The organism is Actinomyces sp. ZJ308 (genome assembly GCF_011752065.1).
In the GTDB taxonomy this organism is placed as follows: Bacteria; Actinomycetota; Actinomycetes; order Actinomycetales; family Actinomycetaceae; genus Actinomyces.
Genome location: NZ_JAAIJY010000002.1, coordinates 150235 through 166157, shown reverse-complemented (window position 1 = coordinate 166157; position 15923 = coordinate 150235). Strand labels below are relative to the sequence as shown.

The window sequence follows — 15923 nt, the reverse complement described above, 5'->3', positions numbered from 1 at the left end:
GTCCACCCCCCTGCCAGCTCCTGTCCTGGATCCCGGTGACGCTCAGCGACCGTGAGCGCGAGCAGCTGGCGCGGTGGGCCAGGCGGCGCAGATCCTCCCGGGCGCCGGCGCTGCGGTGCAGGATCGTGCTGGCGGCGTCGGGGGCCTCGAACTCTCAGGTGGCCCGGGAGCCGGGGGTGTCGTTGCCGACGGTGCGCAAGCGGCGCGGCAGGTTCATTGAGCGCGGTCTTGACGGTCTGGTTGACGAGCCCAGGCCGGCAGGCCGGCGGTGGTCGGGGTGGAGCAGGTCGAGCCCCTCTTCGCCGAGATCACCCGCGACCTGCTCCAACGCAGCGACCACCGATCCGTCCAGGCCCTGGAGAAGGACCTACGCCAACGGGTGCGGGAGTACTGCCCCCGTACGCACGACATGCCCCGTGAGCAGGAAAACGCCCCCAGCCCACGCGGAACGCCCCCACCGAGGGGCACTGAACCACATGACGCGCCCCCTAAGAACCGAGTCTCGAGTTGCGACAGGCAGAGCAGGTTTGTACAGTTGCCTTGGACGAACGTCCAAGACAACTGTACAAACACATCGTTCACCAAGCCCGGAGGACGCGAAGGAGGCTACGTGCCCGACAGAACCTCGACCCACCAGCAACTAGTCACCGCCGCGCAGCAGCTCGTCGTTGACGGCGGCTGGGAGACGGTGACAACCCGCCGGGTCGCCGAACGCGCCGGGGTCAGCCCCGGCCTCGTCCACTACCACGTGGGCAGTGTCGAGAAACTGCGTCGCCTCGCCGCGTGCGAGGGCGCCCGCAGCCTCTTGGAGGGCCCCTTCCGCGAAGCGCTGGAGGCGCCGAACCTTCGAGAGGGGCTGCTGGCCTTCCTCCGCCGCCTCGACCTTGAGCCCGACTACCCAGAGGTGGTCCTGCTCAACGAGGCACTGGTCGCAGCCACGCACGACACCGAGCTGCGCAGCGACCTGGCCGCGATGTTCTCCGCCTTTCGCTCCCACCTCGCTGAGTGGCTCACCGCACGGGAAGGCCCGCAGGCAGGGGACGCGCCGAACAGGGCGCTCGTCCTGGTCTGCGCCGTTGACGGGTTTCTGCTGCAAAGAGCCCTCGACCCCAGCCTTAGCGCGGAGCAGCTTATTCGAGGAATGGACCCCTTCCTGGAGCCGCAGTGAGCCACCGGCTCCTCCGGCGCGCGTCGCAGGCTTGCCGAACAACGTCAACACCTCAGGAGCGTCATGATCCAGATTCACAATCCCAACGACATCGCCCCGCTGAAGGAGGTCGTCATCGGGCCGTACAAGCGCTTCGGATGGTGGCCGCTGATCCGAGAAACGCTACGCAGTCCCAGCCTCAGCTACGCGTTCTACCTCTCCAGCAATACGGTCAGCATCCCCAATCACGACATCGCCCAGCGCGAGCACGAGCAGTTCGTCTCCGTACTGCGCGAGGCCGGAGTGGTCGTGCGCACGCTGGAGACCATTGACGACGTCTCGGTCCAGCTCTACCCACGCGACATCGCTTTCGCAGTCGACGACGTCCTGTTCCTGGCCCGCTCAGTGGATCCGGTGCGTCAACGGGAGCAGAGGGCACTCATCCCCCTGCTGGCAGAGGTCTCACGCGTCGTCCCCCTGGACGACGGCCACATCGAGGGTGGGGACGTCATCGTCACCGACGATATCGTGTTCGTGGGACTGAGCGAGGCCACCGACCTCAAAGGGGTGGGCTCACTACGACGAGCCTTCGCCCGAGCAGGCATCGACCGGCAGATCGTGCCCATCGAATTCTCGCACCGGGGCGTGGTCCACCTCGACACCAAGCTCACCCTCGTCGGCCCGGGCCTGGGCTACATCTACTCACCGTCCCTGAAGCCTCGCTCACGCGAGAAGGTCGCCGAGCACCTGGAGCTGATCGAGGCCTCCGAGACCGAGGCGCTTGCACTCATGGTCAATACTCTTGCGCTGGCCCCTGACCGCATTGTCATCGACGAGCGCGCCACCCACCTGGAGCGCGAGCTCAGCTCACGCGGCATCACCCCGGTGCCGCTGAAGTTCAGCGAGGTCACACGCTTCCCGGGAGGCTTCCGCTGCGCCACCCTCCCCCTGGTCAGGAGCTCCACCTCGACCGCAGACTCCCCGACGGCAGGCTCGGCCCAGGCGAACTGACGGACTGCCAGCGGCCCGGGCATCGGCCACCCGGAACCACTGGGCGCCTCACAGAGTCCGCACGCTCGGGCTGCAATCCTTAGGCGTCTACTCCACGATCCTCGGGTTCTACCGGTCGACAGTTAACCGCACTGCACGACACCCCGACGGTCGGGCAGTACACCCACCTGTCCTCCGGTAGAGCCCGCCCCTCGTGCAGTACCAGCAGAGTGTGGAGAAAATGCCCCGTCCCGAACCGCGTTGCCTCCCGACCGCCCACCGGCAGGGCCTCTTACTGGCGTCCCCTCTTCCCGCACCTCGCGATGTCAGGGACTTCATAGGTGCCATGGATGAAGAAGCGCGTAAGGATAGGGGCATGACCGACTCAGCACAGCCCACCTTCTCGCGCCTGTCCACCGCCCGCGTGACCACGGACCGCCCCTCCCGGTATGGCAAGCAGCTGGCCGGCCACATGGGCCGCAAGATCAGCACCGCGTGGGACGAGGACACCGCCTCCGGCTCCCTGACCTTCGACCGCGAGGGGACAGTCACCGGCGTCGTTGCACTCTCCTGCCACGACGGCGTTCTCCAACTCGACCTGTCCGCCGACGACGAGCACCTCGAGAGGCTCGAGCACGTCGTCGGCATCCACCTGGCCCGCTTCGGCGCCAAGGAGGCCCTCGCCGTGAGCTGGAGCCGTCAGGACGGCACGCCCGGCACCACCCAGGGCCCACTGAGCCCGGAGGACATCGAGCGCATGCGCGCCGAGCGCGAGGCCCGCAAGGCCTCGTCCTGAGCGGCTCCTGGCCCCTCCCCCGTGCCGCTCTCGCCGGTGCGACCGGCCCGAGTCGGTTACGCGGCCGACGTCTCCTCGGCCACGGGGTTGCCCACCCGCAGCATGAGGAGCAGGCCGACGGCCAGCACGGTGACGATTCCGAGGATCCCCCAGTAGTTGGCCCCGGGTCCGACGACGCGCGTGCCCAGGTAGATGAAGATGCCGTACATCATGGGCGCCATGAAGGAGACCGCCCGCCCGGTGGTGGCGTAGAGGCCGAAGATCTCACCCTCCTGCCCCTCGGGGATGAGGCGGGCCAGGAAGGAGCGGGCGGCAGACTGGGCCGGTCCCACACAGGCCGACAGGAGCAGCCCCAGTACCCAGAAGGCGACGGTGCCGGCGTCGTGCAGAAGGAAGACCAGCAGCCCGGCCACCACCAGGGTGATGAGGCTGGCCATGATGACGTTGCGCGGGCCGAAGCGGTCATCGAGCCGCCCGGCGGCGATCGTGGCGACACCGGCCACGATGTTGGCGACGATGGCGAAGATGATGACGTCGCCCGATGAGAAGCCGAAGGTGTTCTGGGCGATGATGCCGCCGTAGGTGAAGACTCCGGCCAGGCCGTCCCTGAAGACGGCGGCGGCGAGCAGGAACCACAGCAGCCGCGGCTGGAAGTGGTGGAGCTGGAGCAGCGTGCGCCACAGCAGCCTGTAGGAGGTCAGGATCGACTCCTTGTGCCCGGCATGGTGGGACACGGCCTCCTCCGGCTCGACCTCCATGCCCGCCCGGTCCCGTCCCGGCTCGGCGGACACCATGCCCTCGCCCACCTCCTCGTCGCGGTCCGTGCGAGAGCGCCCGAGCCTGCGGGAGCGGTTGATGAGGACCGGGAGCGCGGACAGGCCGAACCAGGCCGCCGAGACCAGCATGGCCACCCGCACCCCCATGCCGCTGCCGGCGGGGAAGGAGATGAGGGGGCTCGGCCCCACCAGAGCGACGTAGAGGATGAGCAGCAGGACGATGCCGCCGAGGTAACCCATCCCCCACCCCAGGCCACTGACGGCGCCGATCCGGTCCTTGGAGGCGAGGTGGTTGAGGATGGCGTTGTAGTTGACCGAGGCCAGCTCGAAGAAGATGTTCCCGATCCCCAGCAGGACGATGCCGAGCCACAGGTAGGCGGGCTCCGGTCGCACGAGGAACAGCGCCGCCGAGACCGCGACCACCACGGCGGTGTAGCCCCCGAGCCAGAAGACGGTCCGCCCGGCCCTGTCGGAGCGCTGCCCGGTCACCGGTGCCAGCAGGGCGATGAACAACCCGGCGATCGCCAGCCCGATCGACAGCGCCGACTCGTTGTCCGCCTTGGGCCCGAAGGAGTCGCTGACCAGATAGACGGTGAAGACGAAGGTGGTGATGACGGCGTTGAAGGCCGCCGACCCCCAGTCCCACAGGCCCCAGGCGATGACGGGCCAGGACAGGAGCCGGGTGCGGGAGCCGGCCTGCGCGGGCGCAGGCGCCGCTGTCGTGCTCATGGGAGAGACGATAGAACCATCTGTGCTTGTCACGGTATCGAAAGGGCAACAGACCCGATCGTCAGTTCTCCCCATCCTCAGCGGGCCCGCCTCGGCCTCGCGCGGGCCGGCGCTCCAGGAGCAGCTCGGCCAGGGCCAGGTCCACCGGCGTTGTCACCTTCATGGCGCGTTCGTCCCCGGCGACGACGACGACGCTGCCGCCGCAGGCCTCGACCAGACCGGCGTCGTCGGAGGCGGCGAGTGCCTCGTCGCCGGCCCGCTGGGCTCCGGCGCGATGGGCCGCCACCAGTGCGTCCGTCCGGAATCCCTGCGGGGTCTGGACCGCACGGAGCCGGGCTCGCCGGGGAGTGCCGACGACGGGTTCGGGCTCACCGGCCCGGCAGGGCCCGACCTCCTTGACGGTGTCGGACACGGGCAGTGCCGGAACCACTGCCTCATGCCCGGCGCGCACGGCGGCGATCACCCGCCGCGTCACCTGCGGCGGCGTCAGCGCCCGGGCCGCGTCGTGGACGATGACGACGTCGGCCTGCGGCACCGCGGCCAGGGCCGCCGCAAGCCCCAGGGCCACCGAGGCCTGCCGCGAGTGCGCCGAGCCGGCGACGACCTGGATCCCGGTTCCCTCCCCCGGCGCCCGAGCGGATCCCGAGTCCCCCGGGCCGCTCGACAGGCCCTCCGGCACAGCGTCGACCGGCTCCTCGGACAGGCCGTCGAGCTCCGCGCGGAAGCGTTCGACGTCGTCGGCGGGGGCGGTGACGACGAGATGGCTGACCTCCCCGGAGGCGATGAGACCGGCCGCCGCCCGCCGTAGGAGGCTGATGCCGCCGACGGCGACGAGTGCCTTGGGGACGCCGGCTCCCAGGCGGGAGCCGGAACCCGCCGCGGTGAGAACGGCGACCGCCCCACCCGGAGCGGACGCGGGCGGGGCGGATGGCTGAGATGAAGGGGTGGTGCTCACGAGCAGGACGCTACCGTGTGCGTGGCTGCCTGAGCCCGGGCTCCGGACGGTTCAGGAGGCGAGGACCTCGTCCAGGCGGGACTCAGCCTCCTCCTCCGGGGTCTTCTGGGCCAGGGCCAGCTCGGAGACGAGAATCTGACGGGCCTTGGCCAGCATGCGCTTCTCACCGGCGGACAGGCCGCGGTCCGTGTCCCGGCGGGAGAGGTCCCGCACCACCTCGGCGACCTTGATGACGTCCCCGGAGGCGATCTTCTCCTGATTGGCCTTGAACCGGCGCGACCAGTTCGTGGGCTCCTCGGTCAGCGGCGCCCGCAGCACCTCGAAGACCCTTTCCAGCCCGGTCTCATCAACGACGTCACGAACACCGATGAGCTCGACGCTTTCGGCGGGAACCAAGATGGTCAGGTCACCCTGGGCCACCTCGAGCTGCAGGTACGTCTTCTCCTCACCGCGTACCTTGCGCTGCCGGATATCAATGATCCGGGCGGCCCCGTGGTGCGGGTAGACGACAGTCTCACCGACTTCATAGGTCATAAGGATGACTCTCCAGACTGGTTTGCGGGCCTCTAGTTTATCAGGTCATTCCGCGAAAAGATCGGGGACGTATCTCACAGGGATCACGGCGATCACGACTCCGGATCGGAGCGGGAATGCGATGGAACCGGAAAGAGGATCAGCGATCCGCGCCGCTGTCGAGTCGATAGCCAAGGCCTCTGACCGTGGTGATGAGAACCGGTTTGGAGGCGTCCGCCTCAATCCTGCCCCGCAGTCGTTTGACGTGGACGTCCAGGGTTTTGGTGTCCCCCACGTAATCGGCTCCCCAGAGGCGCTCGATGATCTGGCTGCGGGTGAGAACCCGTCCGGGATGCCTCAGAAACAGCTCCAGGAGATCGAACTCCCGCAGCGGCATGGCCACGGGCTCGCCGTCGACCCTGACCTCGTGGCGCTCCACGTCCATCCGCACCCGGCCGGCGACCAGAACCTGCTCGGGCTCTACGGGGACCGCCCGGCTACGGCGCAGAACGGCCTTGAGGCGCGCCAGAAGCTCCCGGTAGGAGTAGGGCTTGGTGACGTAGTCGTCGGCGCCGATCTCCAGGCCGACGATCTTGTCCAGCTCGGTGTCCTTGGCGCTGAGCATGATGACCGGCACTAAGGAGGACCGCCGGATACGGGTGCACACCTCGGTCCCGTCCAGGCGCGGCAGCATGAGGTCCAGCAGGACCAGGTCGATGGGGCCGACCCCGCCGGGTCGCCGGGAGGCCTCGAAGATCTCGACGGCGCGCTGGCCGTCCTCGGCCTCGACCACCTCGAAGCCGTCGCGCCGCAGGCCGAAGGCGAGCGGGTCGCGGAAGTTCTCCTCGTCCTCGACCAGGAGGATGCGGGTCGGGCCGACCGGCGACGACGGCGATGCCGCGGTCCGTCCCGCGGCCGGTGCTGCGGAGGCCGTAGAGGGCACGGAGGACGCGGAGGACTCTGCCGGGCTCACGACACGCTCCTTGACGACCGCTCTGACGACTGACCTGAAGACCGCGCTGGACAGGGCCCTGACGACCGGCCGGCTGCGTCGTCGGCGGGATCGCCCTCGACCGGATCCTCCTCGGCGGGGACTTCCTCACCGGGCTCGTTGCGGACCGGCTCCCCCTCGGGCAGGCGCGGGAGCACGAGGGTGAAGGTGGACCCCCGTCCCGGGGCGGACCACAGCTCGACGGTGCCGCCGTGGTCGGCGGCCACGTGCTTGACGATGCTCAGCCCCAGGCCGGTGCCGCCGGTGGCGCGCGAGCGGGCCTTGTCGACGCGGTAGAAGCGCTCGAAGACGCGCTCCTGCTCCTCCTTGGGAATGCCGATCCCCTGGTCGACGACGGCGATGCGCACGATGTCGGAGTGCTCCGGGTCCAACGAGACGCCCACCGAGACCCGGGTACGGGGCTCGGAGTAGCGGATGGCGTTGTCCAGCAGGTTGCGCACGGCGGTGGTGATGAGGGCGGCGTCGCCGCGCACTCGCAGCCCCTCGGCGCCTCCGGTCACCAGGGTGATCCGGCGGCCGTCGGCCTCGACGCGAACCCGGTCCACGGCCTCGGCGACGACCTCGTCGATGTCGACGACCTCGGGCTCGGCCAGGGCGTCGCCCTCCTGAAGCCGGGTGAGCTCGATGATCTCCTGGACCAGGACGCCCAGGCGGCGGGCCTCCTTGCGCATGCGCCCGGAGTATTCGCGCACGAAGTCGGGGTCGTCGGCGCCGGCCTCGACGGTCTCGGCGAGCAGCTGGATCGCGCCGACCGGGGTCTTGAGCTCGTGGGAGACGTTGGCGACGAAGTCGCGGCGCATGGCCTCCACCCGGCGGGCGGCGGTGTGGTCCTCGATGAGGATGAGGACGCGTCCCTGGCCGATGCCGGCCACGCGCACCTGCAGGTGGAACTGGCCCGCCCCCGGCACCCTGCCCCGGGCCACGGTGACGGCGGCGTCCTGAGCCCGGCCCGAGGTCCGCACCCGCCTGACCATCTCCGCCACGGTCGGCTCGACGACGGCGTCGTCGCGCACGATGTTGAAGGTGTAGGCCGATGCCGAGGCGCGCAGGACCTCGTCGTCGTCATCAAGGACGACGACCGTCGAGCGCAGCGCGGCCAGGACGGGGACGGCCGTGTCGGTGCCGGCCAGGCCGGCGAGGTCGGCGGCGCTCGTGGCCGCCTCGCGCCTGCGCCGGGACAGCATGACGCCGGTCCCCGCCCCCAGGCACACGAGGCCGGCGGCGGCTGCGACAAGGAGAATGATGACGGTCGGACCCACGTTTCTAGGGTAGTTGAGACCCGACGGCGCTTCCCGGCCGGGCCCGCCTCTGGGCGCGCCGCTTGCGGCGGCGTCGCAGGGCTGCTGTGCTTGGGCCAATATCCACCGATATCCTTGGCAGCGCTCTCGGCACCATCGCCGAGCAGCGCCGTCGAGCCGCATCATCGACTGACACGAGCCGTCGGCCCCCGCCCGGAACAGGAGCAGCCTCATGCGCGCCATCTTCAACCAGGAGCTCAAGCAGCTGGGCTCCGACCTCGAGTCCATGGCCAACCAGGTCGCCACCGCGATCGAGCGCGCCGCGGAGTCCCTGCGCCAGGGGGACATCGTCATCGCCGAGCAGGTGATCGACGCCGACGAGCGCATCAACGACCTCCAGCGGGACATCGACGACCTGTGCGTCATGCTGCTGGCCCGCCAGCAGCCGGTGGCCGGGGACCTGCGCAACGTCCTGTCCGCGCTGCGCATGGCCCAGACCCTTGAGCGCCAGGGCGACCTGGCCCGTCACGTGGCGGCGATCGCCCGGGGCCGCTACCCCGAGCCGCCGCTGCCCGAGCCGGTCCTGGGGCTCATCCTCCAGATGGCGGACCTGGCGGTGCGTGCGGGCAAGGACGTCGCCCGCCTCATCTCGACGCGGGACCTGGAGCTGGCCGCCGTCATCCAGTCCAACGACGCCGAGCTCGACGCCCTGCACCGGCGCTCCTTCCAGATGATCCTGGACCCGGCCCACGACCTGAGCCGCCAGCAGGTCATCGACGCCGTCCTCATGGGCCGGTTCCTCGAGCGCTTCGGGGACCACTCGACGTCGGTGGCCAGCCGCGTGGCCTACCTCGTCTCGGGGGCCTCCATGCCGGAGACGCACGACGCCGAGGACGCCGACGCGCTCCACTGAGCGATCCGCGCCAACGAGGCGGGCGGCGTCAAACCTGACGAAGGTTCGACGCCGCCCGCCCGTTACAGGGAAGAGCCGATGGGCTCACTTGCCCTGGTTGGCCACCGCCGCGATCTTGGCCTCGGCCTCGGGGTCGAGGTAGCGGCCGCCCTTCTTGAGGGGCTTGAGGGTCTCCTCGTCGAGCTCGTAGACCAGCGGGATCCCGGTGGGGATGTTGACGCCGGCGATGTCGTCGTCGGAGATGTCGTCCAGGTGCTTGACGATGGCGCGCAGCGAGTTGCCGTGGGCGGCGATCATGACGGTCTTGCCGGTCTTGATCTCGGGGACGATGGTGCCCTCCCAGTAGGGAAGAAGACGCTCGAGGACGTCCTTGAGGCACTCGGTGGCGGGGATGGGCTCACCGGCGTAGCGGGGGTCGGTGTCCTGGGAGAACTCGGAGCCGGGCTCGATGGCGGGCGGCGGCACGTCGTAGGAGCGGCGCCACTGCATGAACTGCTCCTCCCCGTACTCGTCGCGGATCTCCTTCTTGTTCTTGCCCTGCAGAGCGCCGTAGTGGCGCTCGTTGAGGCGCCAGTCACGCTCCACCGGGATCCAGTGGCGGTCAGCGGCGTCCAGGGAGAGGTTGGCGGTCATGATGGCGCGTCGCAGCATCGAGGTGAAGAGCTTCTCCGGGAGGACACCGGCCTCCTTGAGGAGCTCACCGCCGTGGACGGCCTCGGCGCGTCCCTTGTCTGACAGCGGGACGTCAACCCAGCCGGTGAAGAGGTTCTTCGCGTTCCATTCGCTCTCGCCGTGGCGGAGCAGTACGAGGGTGTAAGCCATGGGGCCATCCTGCCAGGATCACAGGCACCGCGCGAGGCCCTGGAGGTCCTATGTGTTGCGCAGAGGGGTGTGAGGGAACGGTCTTCGGGGTCGCAGCCCGACGCTCGCCTCGTCGCGGCGGGGCCCGCGCTCCATGATCCGTGTGTGGAGGAGCGGGATCAGACCTCGGGCCACGGGGTAAGAGAGCAGGCACCGCCCCGTGTGCAGTGTTCACCCGAAAGCCATATTCACGTATTGAAAACACGACGGTCCTGGTGATGCGCCTGAGCGCATAACCAGGACCATGGTGCGAGGTGGCAATAAGCTCGAGGTTGACTCGATGCAGGGTGCCGGCTCGCATGAGCCCGCCACACCCACATGCCCTCGGTTAGCTGGGGTTGACCTCATAGTAGGCCTTGCGCACCTCAGCAGAGACGCGACCGCGATCAGAAACCTCCAGGCCCTGCTCACGGGCCCATTCGCGAATCTTCTGAGTGTCGGAAGGACCGCTGGAACGACGACGACCGGAACTACGACGACCGCCGGTACGACGCGCCTTTCCAACCCATTCCTCAAGGGACTCACGAAGAGCCGCTGCGTGCTCATCGTTCAGGTCGATCTCGTAGGTCACGCCATCAAGGGCGAAGGTAACGGTCTGGTTGGCCTCGGACCCGTCGACATCGTCGACGAGGATGACCTGAGTCTTCTGTGCCATGATTCCTCATTCTGACTGGGGGGAGCGGACCTAAGCAGGTATCCCGCTGCGGACAACGTTAGATTAAACAATAGTTGCCCTCAATGCAACACAACTTTTCGCCACCCGCATTACTGATCACACCCACAGCCCCAAAACCCGCAGCGCCCCACGCCGCCATACCGCCTCACACCTCCCGACAACGGGGATGAAAACTGTGAAAGCCCTGATGTCCCCTTTGGAGATCTCCACGAGGTGCAGGCAGGCAAACCACGCCCGTCAGACACGCCCCTCCAACCGACTAGAGGTATCCGAAGACCGCCCAACCCATGGCGGATCGCCTCCCAGAGGACTCTCAGACAGCAGTGGATGATTCTCCCAGCCAGAAGAGATGACTGTTGCCACCGGGACCGCACCCTCGCCCCCGAAACCCCTGCAGGGGAAAATCCTGCCTCCCGACGGCAGAACTCAGCCTCAACCGCTTGAGAGTGAGCAATTGAGAGACACGGCCGTCCCAGAAATCAGGAACGACGGAGCTCCGTCATAGACGAGGCAAGTGTGTCAGAGCGCACAGCCGAGAACGAGGAGTCCGGTAACGCGAAAGCCCCGGGAGGCAAGTGCTCCCGGGGCTGATCGAGCCGCCTGTGGGAATCGAACCCACGACCTATTCATTACGAGTGAATCGCTCTGCCGACTGAGCTAAGGCGGCGTACTGGCGTCAGCAGCAGAGCCGAACATACCGTTCCTGCGCCCGCCTCCGCAATCCAGCGCAACACCGACGACAGTGTTCCTCGACACAGTGAGCGGAGTCCTGCGCGTCAGCAGAACATCAGGCAGGCCTCCACCCCCAGGATTCTCAGGCTCTGCACTGGAGCAATACCGAAGCAGCGCGCATCCTGGTAGGTGACTTCCACTCGGCGGGCGCCACCCGCGCCGGCCGCCCCTGCCGGACCCCGATATTCTCCACACGTCATTCAACAGGTCTCCCTCCCGTAAGGATCCCCATGACCGAGTCAGCGTCCAGCTCTTCCTCCGCTCCTTCATCACCCCAACCGGATTCATCTCGCGCCTCCACCGACTCGCTCCAGGGTGATCTCGTCCAGGACCGCGGCGACGCGGGATACAACAAGTCACTGAAGAACCGCCACCTGCAGATGATCGCCATTGGCGGCTCCATCGGCACCGGTCTTTTCATGGGTGCCGGCGGACGCCTCAAGGAAGGCGGAGCGGGCCTGATGTTCGCCTACGCCGTCTGTGGCGTCTTCGCGTTTCTCATGGTTCGAGCACTGGGCGAGCTCGCCATCCGCAGGCCCTCCTCCGGCGCATTCGTCTCCTACGCCCGTGAGTTCCTCGGGGAGAAGGGCGCCTATATCACTGGATGGTTCTTCTTCCTGGACTGGTCGGTGACGGTCATGGCCGACATCACGGCCGTGGCCCTCTATCTCCACTACTGGAAGAATCTGCAGATCGTGCCGCAGTGGGTCTTCGCGCTCGTGGCCCTCGTCCTGGTCTTCATCCTCAACATGCTCAACGTCAAGATGTTCGGGGAGGCCGAGTTCTGGTTCGCGCTCATCAAGGTCGCCGCCATCGTGTCCTTCATGGTGGTAGCCGTCGTCGCCATTATTCTCGGGCTTCACACCGGTACGGCCTCCAACGGAGACGCTATCACCGCAGGCACTCACAATATTCTGGGAAACGGGGGGGTTCTTCCCCGAAGGATTCCCGATCGTCTTCGCCCTCGCCCTCGGCGTGGTCTTCGCCTTCGGAGGCACGGAGATGGTGGGGGTGGCCGCCGGTGAGGCGAAGGACGCCGAGAAGATCCTGCCCAAGGCGATCAACTCGATGATTCTGCGCATCTTCGTCTTCTACGTCGGCTCCGTCTGGCTTCTGGCCCTGGTTCTGCCCTACACCTCCTACTCGAGGACCGAGTCGCCCTTCGTCACCTTCTTCTCCGGCATCGGCGTGCCCTACGCCGGCGACATCATCCAGGTCGTGGTCCTCACCGCCGCGCTGTCCTCCCTCAATGCCGGCCTGTACGCGACCGGCCGCACCCTGCGCTCCATGGCGGTGGCCGGCGAGGCTCCCCGGGTCGCGGCCGGGCTCAACAAGCACCAGGTTCCCGCCGGCGGCATCATCATCACCTCGGCGCTGGGACTGCTCGGCGTCGTCCTCAACGCCTACCTGCCGGGCGATGCCTTCGACATCGTCATGAATCTCGCCGGTATCGGCATCGCCGGCACCTGGGGCGCCATCCTCGTCACCCACCTCGCCTTCCTCCGACGGGTGCACGACGGCAGGGAGGAACGCCCGACCTACCGCATGCCCGGAGCCCCCTGGACCAACTATGCGGCCCTGGCCTTCTTCACCATCGTTGTCGCCTCCAACCTCGCCGACCCGGCCGGACGGTGGACCCTGGTGCTGTTCGCCATCGTCGTCGTCATGATGGTGGCAGGCTGGTACGCAGTGCGAGGGCGGATCCGGGGAGACCTCCTCGAGGAGGTCCTCGCCGACGAGGTGGACGGATCAGCCTCCGCCTCACCGCACGAGGCCTGACCGGCAGGAGCCGAACCATGCACGTTCACATCACCTACACCGGGGGCACCATCGGGATGGTGGACTCCCCCCACGGCCTCGTTCCCGGCGCCGACCTGGAGGGCTGGCTCAGCTCCCTGCTAGAGGGCACGCCCCTGGCGCACGCGGTGACGGTGACCTCCCTGGAGCCGCTCATCGACTCCTCGAACGCCACTCCGTTGTCCTGGCAGGCGATCGTGGACGACCTGCGCGCCCACGCCGCGGCCGACCCGGAGGCCGCCTTCGTGGTCCTGCACGGGACCGACACGATGGCCTACACGAGCGCCGCCCTGTCCTACGCGCTGACGGACCTGGCCACGCCCGTCGTCGTCACCGGCTCCCAGCTCCCGCTCGGGGTCCTGGGCTCCGACGCCGCGGCGAACGTCACCGGTGCGCTCAAGGCCGCCACCTCCGGGCGCATCAACGGGGTCTGCCTGTTCTTCGGTCACCGGCTTCTGGCCGGGAACCGCGCGACGAAGTCCTCCTCGTGGGCCTTCACCGGATTCGAGTCCCCCAATGCCGCCCCGCTGGCCACCACCGGCGCCCCGTGGCAGTGGGCGGCGGCGACGTCGGCAGGGGCCGGCTGGAGGGACGCCGCCCCCTATGCGCGTCACGACGTCGTCGTCATCGACCTGGCCCCGGGTATCACCGCGACGCGCCTGGAGGCGCTGCTGACGCCGCTGCCCGAGGCGGTGGTCCTGCGGGCCTTCGGGGTCGGCAACCTCCCCTCCCAGGAACCGGGGCTGACCGATGTCATCGAGCGGGTGATCGCCGCCGGAACGGCCGTCATCGTCACCTCCCAGTGCCACGAGTCCGAGGTCCTTCTGGGCCACTACGAGGCCGGTGACGCTCTTGCCCGCAGCGGCGCCGTCGGCAGCCGCGACATGACCCTGGAGGCCGCCTACGCCAAGGTCCAGTTCCTGCTCTCGCAGGGGTTGCGCGGGGACGAGCTGGCCCGGTGGATGGAGCGCTCCATCGCCGGCGAGCTGAGCGAGTAGCGCCCCGGCAGTGGAGCAGCCGAGCCCGCTCCACAGAATCGGCCCCGGACGGCTTCACGAGCCGTCCGGGGCCGGACTCATCCCTGGCGGGTGCTCAGGACTCGCCGTGCACCCGCGTGCCGGTCAGCAGGTCAGTCCCTTGTCGGGCATCGTGCCGTTGAGCAGGTAGGTGTCGACGGCGTTCTTGACGCAGTCGTTGGAGCGCCCGTAGGCGGTGTGACCGTTGCCCTTCCAGGTGAGGAGCCGGCCGGACTCGAGCTGCTCGGCCAGGGCCTCGGACCAGGCGTACGGGGTGGCCGGGTCACCGGTGGTCCCCACCACGAGGATCGGCGGGGCGCCGGAGGCCGTGATCTTCTCACGCTTGCGGCTCGACTCATGACCCCAGCCCTGGCAGTAGGCGTCGGGGTAGAGCAGCTGCGAGCTGAAGGTGGGCGAGGCCTCCTTGACGGCGGTGGCGTTCTGCTCCCAGGAGGCGTTGTCGCCCTGGACCGGGTAGTCCAGGCAGTTGACCGCCATGAGGGCCTCAGCGCCGTTACCGGAGTAGCTGCCGTCGCTCTGCCGATAGGCGATGGCATCGGCGATCGTGAGCAGCCCGCTCCCGTCCGGGTCTCCTGTGTTGCCCATCGCCTGGCCCAGGGCCAGGTTGAGAGACGGCCACAGGCTGGTCTGGTACATCGATCCCAGGACACCGTAGAGGGCCAGGTCGTAGGTCAGCGGCCGCTGGTCGTCGGAGGTCGGGATCGGTGCCGTCTTCGTGGACTCCAGGAGCTCGCGGATCTGGGAGACGCCGGAGTCGACGTCTCCGCTCAAGGGACAACCCGTCCTGGAGCTCTGGCAGTTCTCCACGTAGGCCCGCAGCGAGGCCTCGAAGCCCTTGGCCTGGCCCAGAGCCAGGTCCTCCGCGCCCAGAGACGGGTCGACGGCGCCGTCGAGGACCATGCGGCCGGTACTGGCCGGGAAGAGCTCGGCGTAGGTCGCCCCCAGGTAGGTGCCGTAGGAGAAGCCCAGGTAGGTGAGGACCTGCTGTCCGTCGACAGCGCGCAGGATGTCGAGGTCCCGGGCGGCGCTGATGGTGTCGATGTGGTCCAGGAGGCCCGGGGTGCTGGTCTTCGACTCGCAGGCCGTGTTCATCTTCTGGGCCCGCTCGATGGTCGCGGTCGCCGACGGCGTCGCCGGGTCGTTCGCGCCGGCTCGCTCGGCGTCGAGCTCGGCATCGGTCAGACAGTCGATCGCCGTTGAGGCGCCCACGCCCCGAGGATCGAACCCGACGACGTCGTAGGAGCCCAGCAGGTTCTTGGAGAAGTAGGAGCCGACGCTCTCGACCAGGTCGGTGCCCGATCCTCCCGGCCCGCCCGGGTTGATGAACAAGGACCCGACCGAGTCCCCGTTGGCGGCCCGCTTCTTCACCGCGATCTCGATCGTCTCACCACCGGGGTTGTCGTAGTCCAGCGGCACCTTGACCTTGGCGCAGGTGAAGCCGGTGTCCTCCCCGGACTTCGCCTGGTCCATGCCCTTCTTGGCGCAGGTGTACCAGGAGACCTTCTGGGTGTAGAAGCCCTCCAACCCGGCCGGGACCGTTGCCGAGGCCGAGGCCGTGGCCGGCGAGGCCTTGATATCCGGGGAGCCCTGGCAGGCCGTCAGGCCGGTGCACACCAGGAGCGCGGCGATCGCCGCGACAAAGCGCTTGGTACGAGGCTGACGAGGAGTCTCAGTAGTCACGGGATGAACCTTATGACGCCGAGTCCTCAGACTCCTCCTCCTGTAGGTGGAGCGGAGACACCTACCCATGG

13 protein-coding genes, 1 tRNA gene and 2 pseudogenes are annotated in these 15923 nt (G+C 68.4%); 7 read left to right on the top strand and 9 right to left on the bottom strand.

Annotated features, from left to right (window positions below; genetic code table 11):
• Positions 1–113: 113 nt before the first annotated feature.
• From HCR68_RS14110 to HCR68_RS01685, 4 genes and pseudogenes are all read left to right on the top strand, one after another.
• Positions 114–266 (top strand): annotated as a pseudogene (locus HCR68_RS14110) (helix-turn-helix domain-containing protein); the annotation flags it as partial.
• Positions 267–610: 344 nt separating this feature from the next.
• Positions 611–1168 (top strand): TetR family transcriptional regulator, encoded by a 558-nt coding sequence (locus HCR68_RS01695; protein WP_167145565.1) that lies wholly within the window; start codon positions 611–613, stop codon positions 1166–1168.
• A 63-nt stretch (positions 1169–1231) separates the two neighbouring features.
• A complete protein-coding gene (locus HCR68_RS01690) occupies positions 1232–2158 on the top strand; it encodes an arginine deiminase family protein (RefSeq protein WP_167145563.1) in 927 nt (308 codons plus the stop codon).
• Between the two features lie 355 nt (positions 2159–2513).
• Positions 2514–2933, top strand: a complete 420-nt coding sequence (locus HCR68_RS01685) for a DUF2218 domain-containing protein (protein ID WP_167145561.1) — start codon at positions 2514–2516, stop codon at positions 2931–2933.
• A 56-nt stretch (positions 2934–2989) separates the two neighbouring features.
• Here the strand turns inward: HCR68_RS01685 and HCR68_RS01680 are convergent, their stop codons facing one another.
• The 5 genes from HCR68_RS01680 to HCR68_RS01660 form a co-directional block, all read right to left on the bottom strand.
• Positions 2990–4438 carry an MFS transporter gene (locus tag HCR68_RS01680; RefSeq protein WP_167145559.1) on the bottom strand — a complete coding sequence of 483 codons (1449 nt, stop codon included), beginning with the start codon at positions 4436–4438 and terminating at the stop codon, positions 2990–2992.
• Between the two features lie 61 nt (positions 4439–4499).
• Positions 4500–5393: a 2-C-methyl-D-erythritol 4-phosphate cytidylyltransferase gene (locus tag HCR68_RS01675; protein ID WP_167145557.1), complete on the bottom strand. Its 894-nt coding sequence runs from the start codon at positions 5391–5393 to the stop codon at positions 4500–4502.
• Positions 5394–5444: 51 nt separating this feature from the next.
• Entirely contained in the window at positions 5445–5927 is a 483-nt protein-coding gene (locus HCR68_RS01670) for a CarD family transcriptional regulator (protein WP_126414398.1), read from the bottom strand.
• Between the two features lie 139 nt (positions 5928–6066).
• Complete coding sequence (locus HCR68_RS01665) at positions 6067–6771, bottom strand: response regulator transcription factor (RefSeq protein ID WP_167145677.1); 705 nt, start codon at positions 6769–6771, stop codon at positions 6067–6069.
• 104 nt (positions 6772–6875) lie between these two features.
• Entirely contained in the window at positions 6876–8177 is a 1302-nt protein-coding gene (locus HCR68_RS01660; RefSeq protein ID WP_167145555.1) for an ATP-binding protein, read from the bottom strand.
• Positions 8178–8388: 211 nt separating this feature from the next.
• Here HCR68_RS01660 and phoU point away from each other — a divergent pair, with 211 nt between their 5' ends.
• Complete coding sequence (gene phoU, locus HCR68_RS01655) at positions 8389–9069, top strand: phosphate signaling complex protein PhoU (protein ID WP_126414400.1); 681 nt, start codon at positions 8389–8391, stop codon at positions 9067–9069.
• 84 nt (positions 9070–9153) lie between these two features.
• Here phoU and HCR68_RS01650 read toward each other — a convergent pair whose 3' ends face one another.
• The 3 genes from HCR68_RS01650 to HCR68_RS01640 form a co-directional block, all read right to left on the bottom strand.
• Positions 9154–9891: a phosphoglyceromutase gene (locus HCR68_RS01650; protein ID WP_009746805.1), complete on the bottom strand. Its 738-nt coding sequence runs from the start codon at positions 9889–9891 to the stop codon at positions 9154–9156.
• 367 nt (positions 9892–10258) lie between these two features.
• Positions 10259–10585: an Lsr2 family protein gene (locus HCR68_RS01645; protein WP_167145553.1), complete on the bottom strand. Its 327-nt coding sequence runs from the start codon at positions 10583–10585 to the stop codon at positions 10259–10261.
• A 615-nt stretch (positions 10586–11200) separates the two neighbouring features.
• Positions 11201–11273: transfer RNA gene (locus HCR68_RS01640), tRNA-Thr, on the bottom strand.
• Between the two features lie 295 nt (positions 11274–11568).
• On the opposite strand from HCR68_RS01640, the pseudogene HCR68_RS01635 reads away from it, so the two are divergent.
• Both HCR68_RS01635 and HCR68_RS01630 read left to right on the top strand, forming a co-directional pair.
• A pseudogene (locus HCR68_RS01635) lies at positions 11569–13117 on the top strand (amino acid permease).
• Between the two features lie 17 nt (positions 13118–13134).
• Entirely contained in the window at positions 13135–14133 is a 999-nt protein-coding gene (locus HCR68_RS01630; RefSeq protein ID WP_167145551.1) for an asparaginase, read from the top strand.
• 123 nt (positions 14134–14256) lie between these two features.
• Here HCR68_RS01630 and HCR68_RS01625 read toward each other — a convergent pair whose 3' ends face one another.
• Positions 14257–15921, bottom strand: coding sequence for an alpha/beta hydrolase (locus tag HCR68_RS01625; RefSeq protein WP_243858870.1), 1665 nt, complete (start codon positions 15919–15921; stop codon positions 14257–14259).
• Positions 15922–15923 lie beyond the last annotated feature (2 nt).

Excerpts from the sequence above, each read along its gene's own strand:
- HCR68_RS01670 (WP_126414398.1), bottom strand. The coding sequence starts at position 5,927 with ATGACCTATGAAGTCGGTGAGACTGTCGTCTACCCGCACCACGGGGCC.
- HCR68_RS01685 (WP_167145561.1), top strand. The coding sequence starts at position 2,514 with ATGACCGACTCAGCACAGCCCACCTTCTCGCGCCTGTCCACCGCCCGC.
- HCR68_RS01650 (WP_009746805.1), bottom strand. The coding sequence starts at position 9,891 with ATGGCTTACACCCTCGTACTGCTCCGCCACGGCGAGAGCGAATGGAAC.
- HCR68_RS01680 (WP_167145559.1), bottom strand. The coding sequence starts at position 4,438 with ATGAGCACGACAGCGGCGCCTGCGCCCGCGCAGGCCGGCTCCCGCACC.
- HCR68_RS01630 (WP_167145551.1), top strand. The coding sequence starts at position 13,135 with ATGCACGTTCACATCACCTACACCGGGGGCACCATCGGGATGGTGGAC.
- HCR68_RS01625 (WP_243858870.1), bottom strand. The coding sequence starts at position 15,921 with ATGGGTAGGTGTCTCCGCTCCACCTACAGGAGGAGGAGTCTGAGGACT.
- phoU (WP_126414400.1), top strand. The coding sequence starts at position 8,389 with ATGCGCGCCATCTTCAACCAGGAGCTCAAGCAGCTGGGCTCCGACCTC.
- HCR68_RS01690 (WP_167145563.1), top strand. The coding sequence starts at position 1,232 with ATGATCCAGATTCACAATCCCAACGACATCGCCCCGCTGAAGGAGGTC.
- HCR68_RS01645 (WP_167145553.1), bottom strand. The coding sequence starts at position 10,585 with ATGGCACAGAAGACTCAGGTCATCCTCGTCGACGATGTCGACGGGTCC.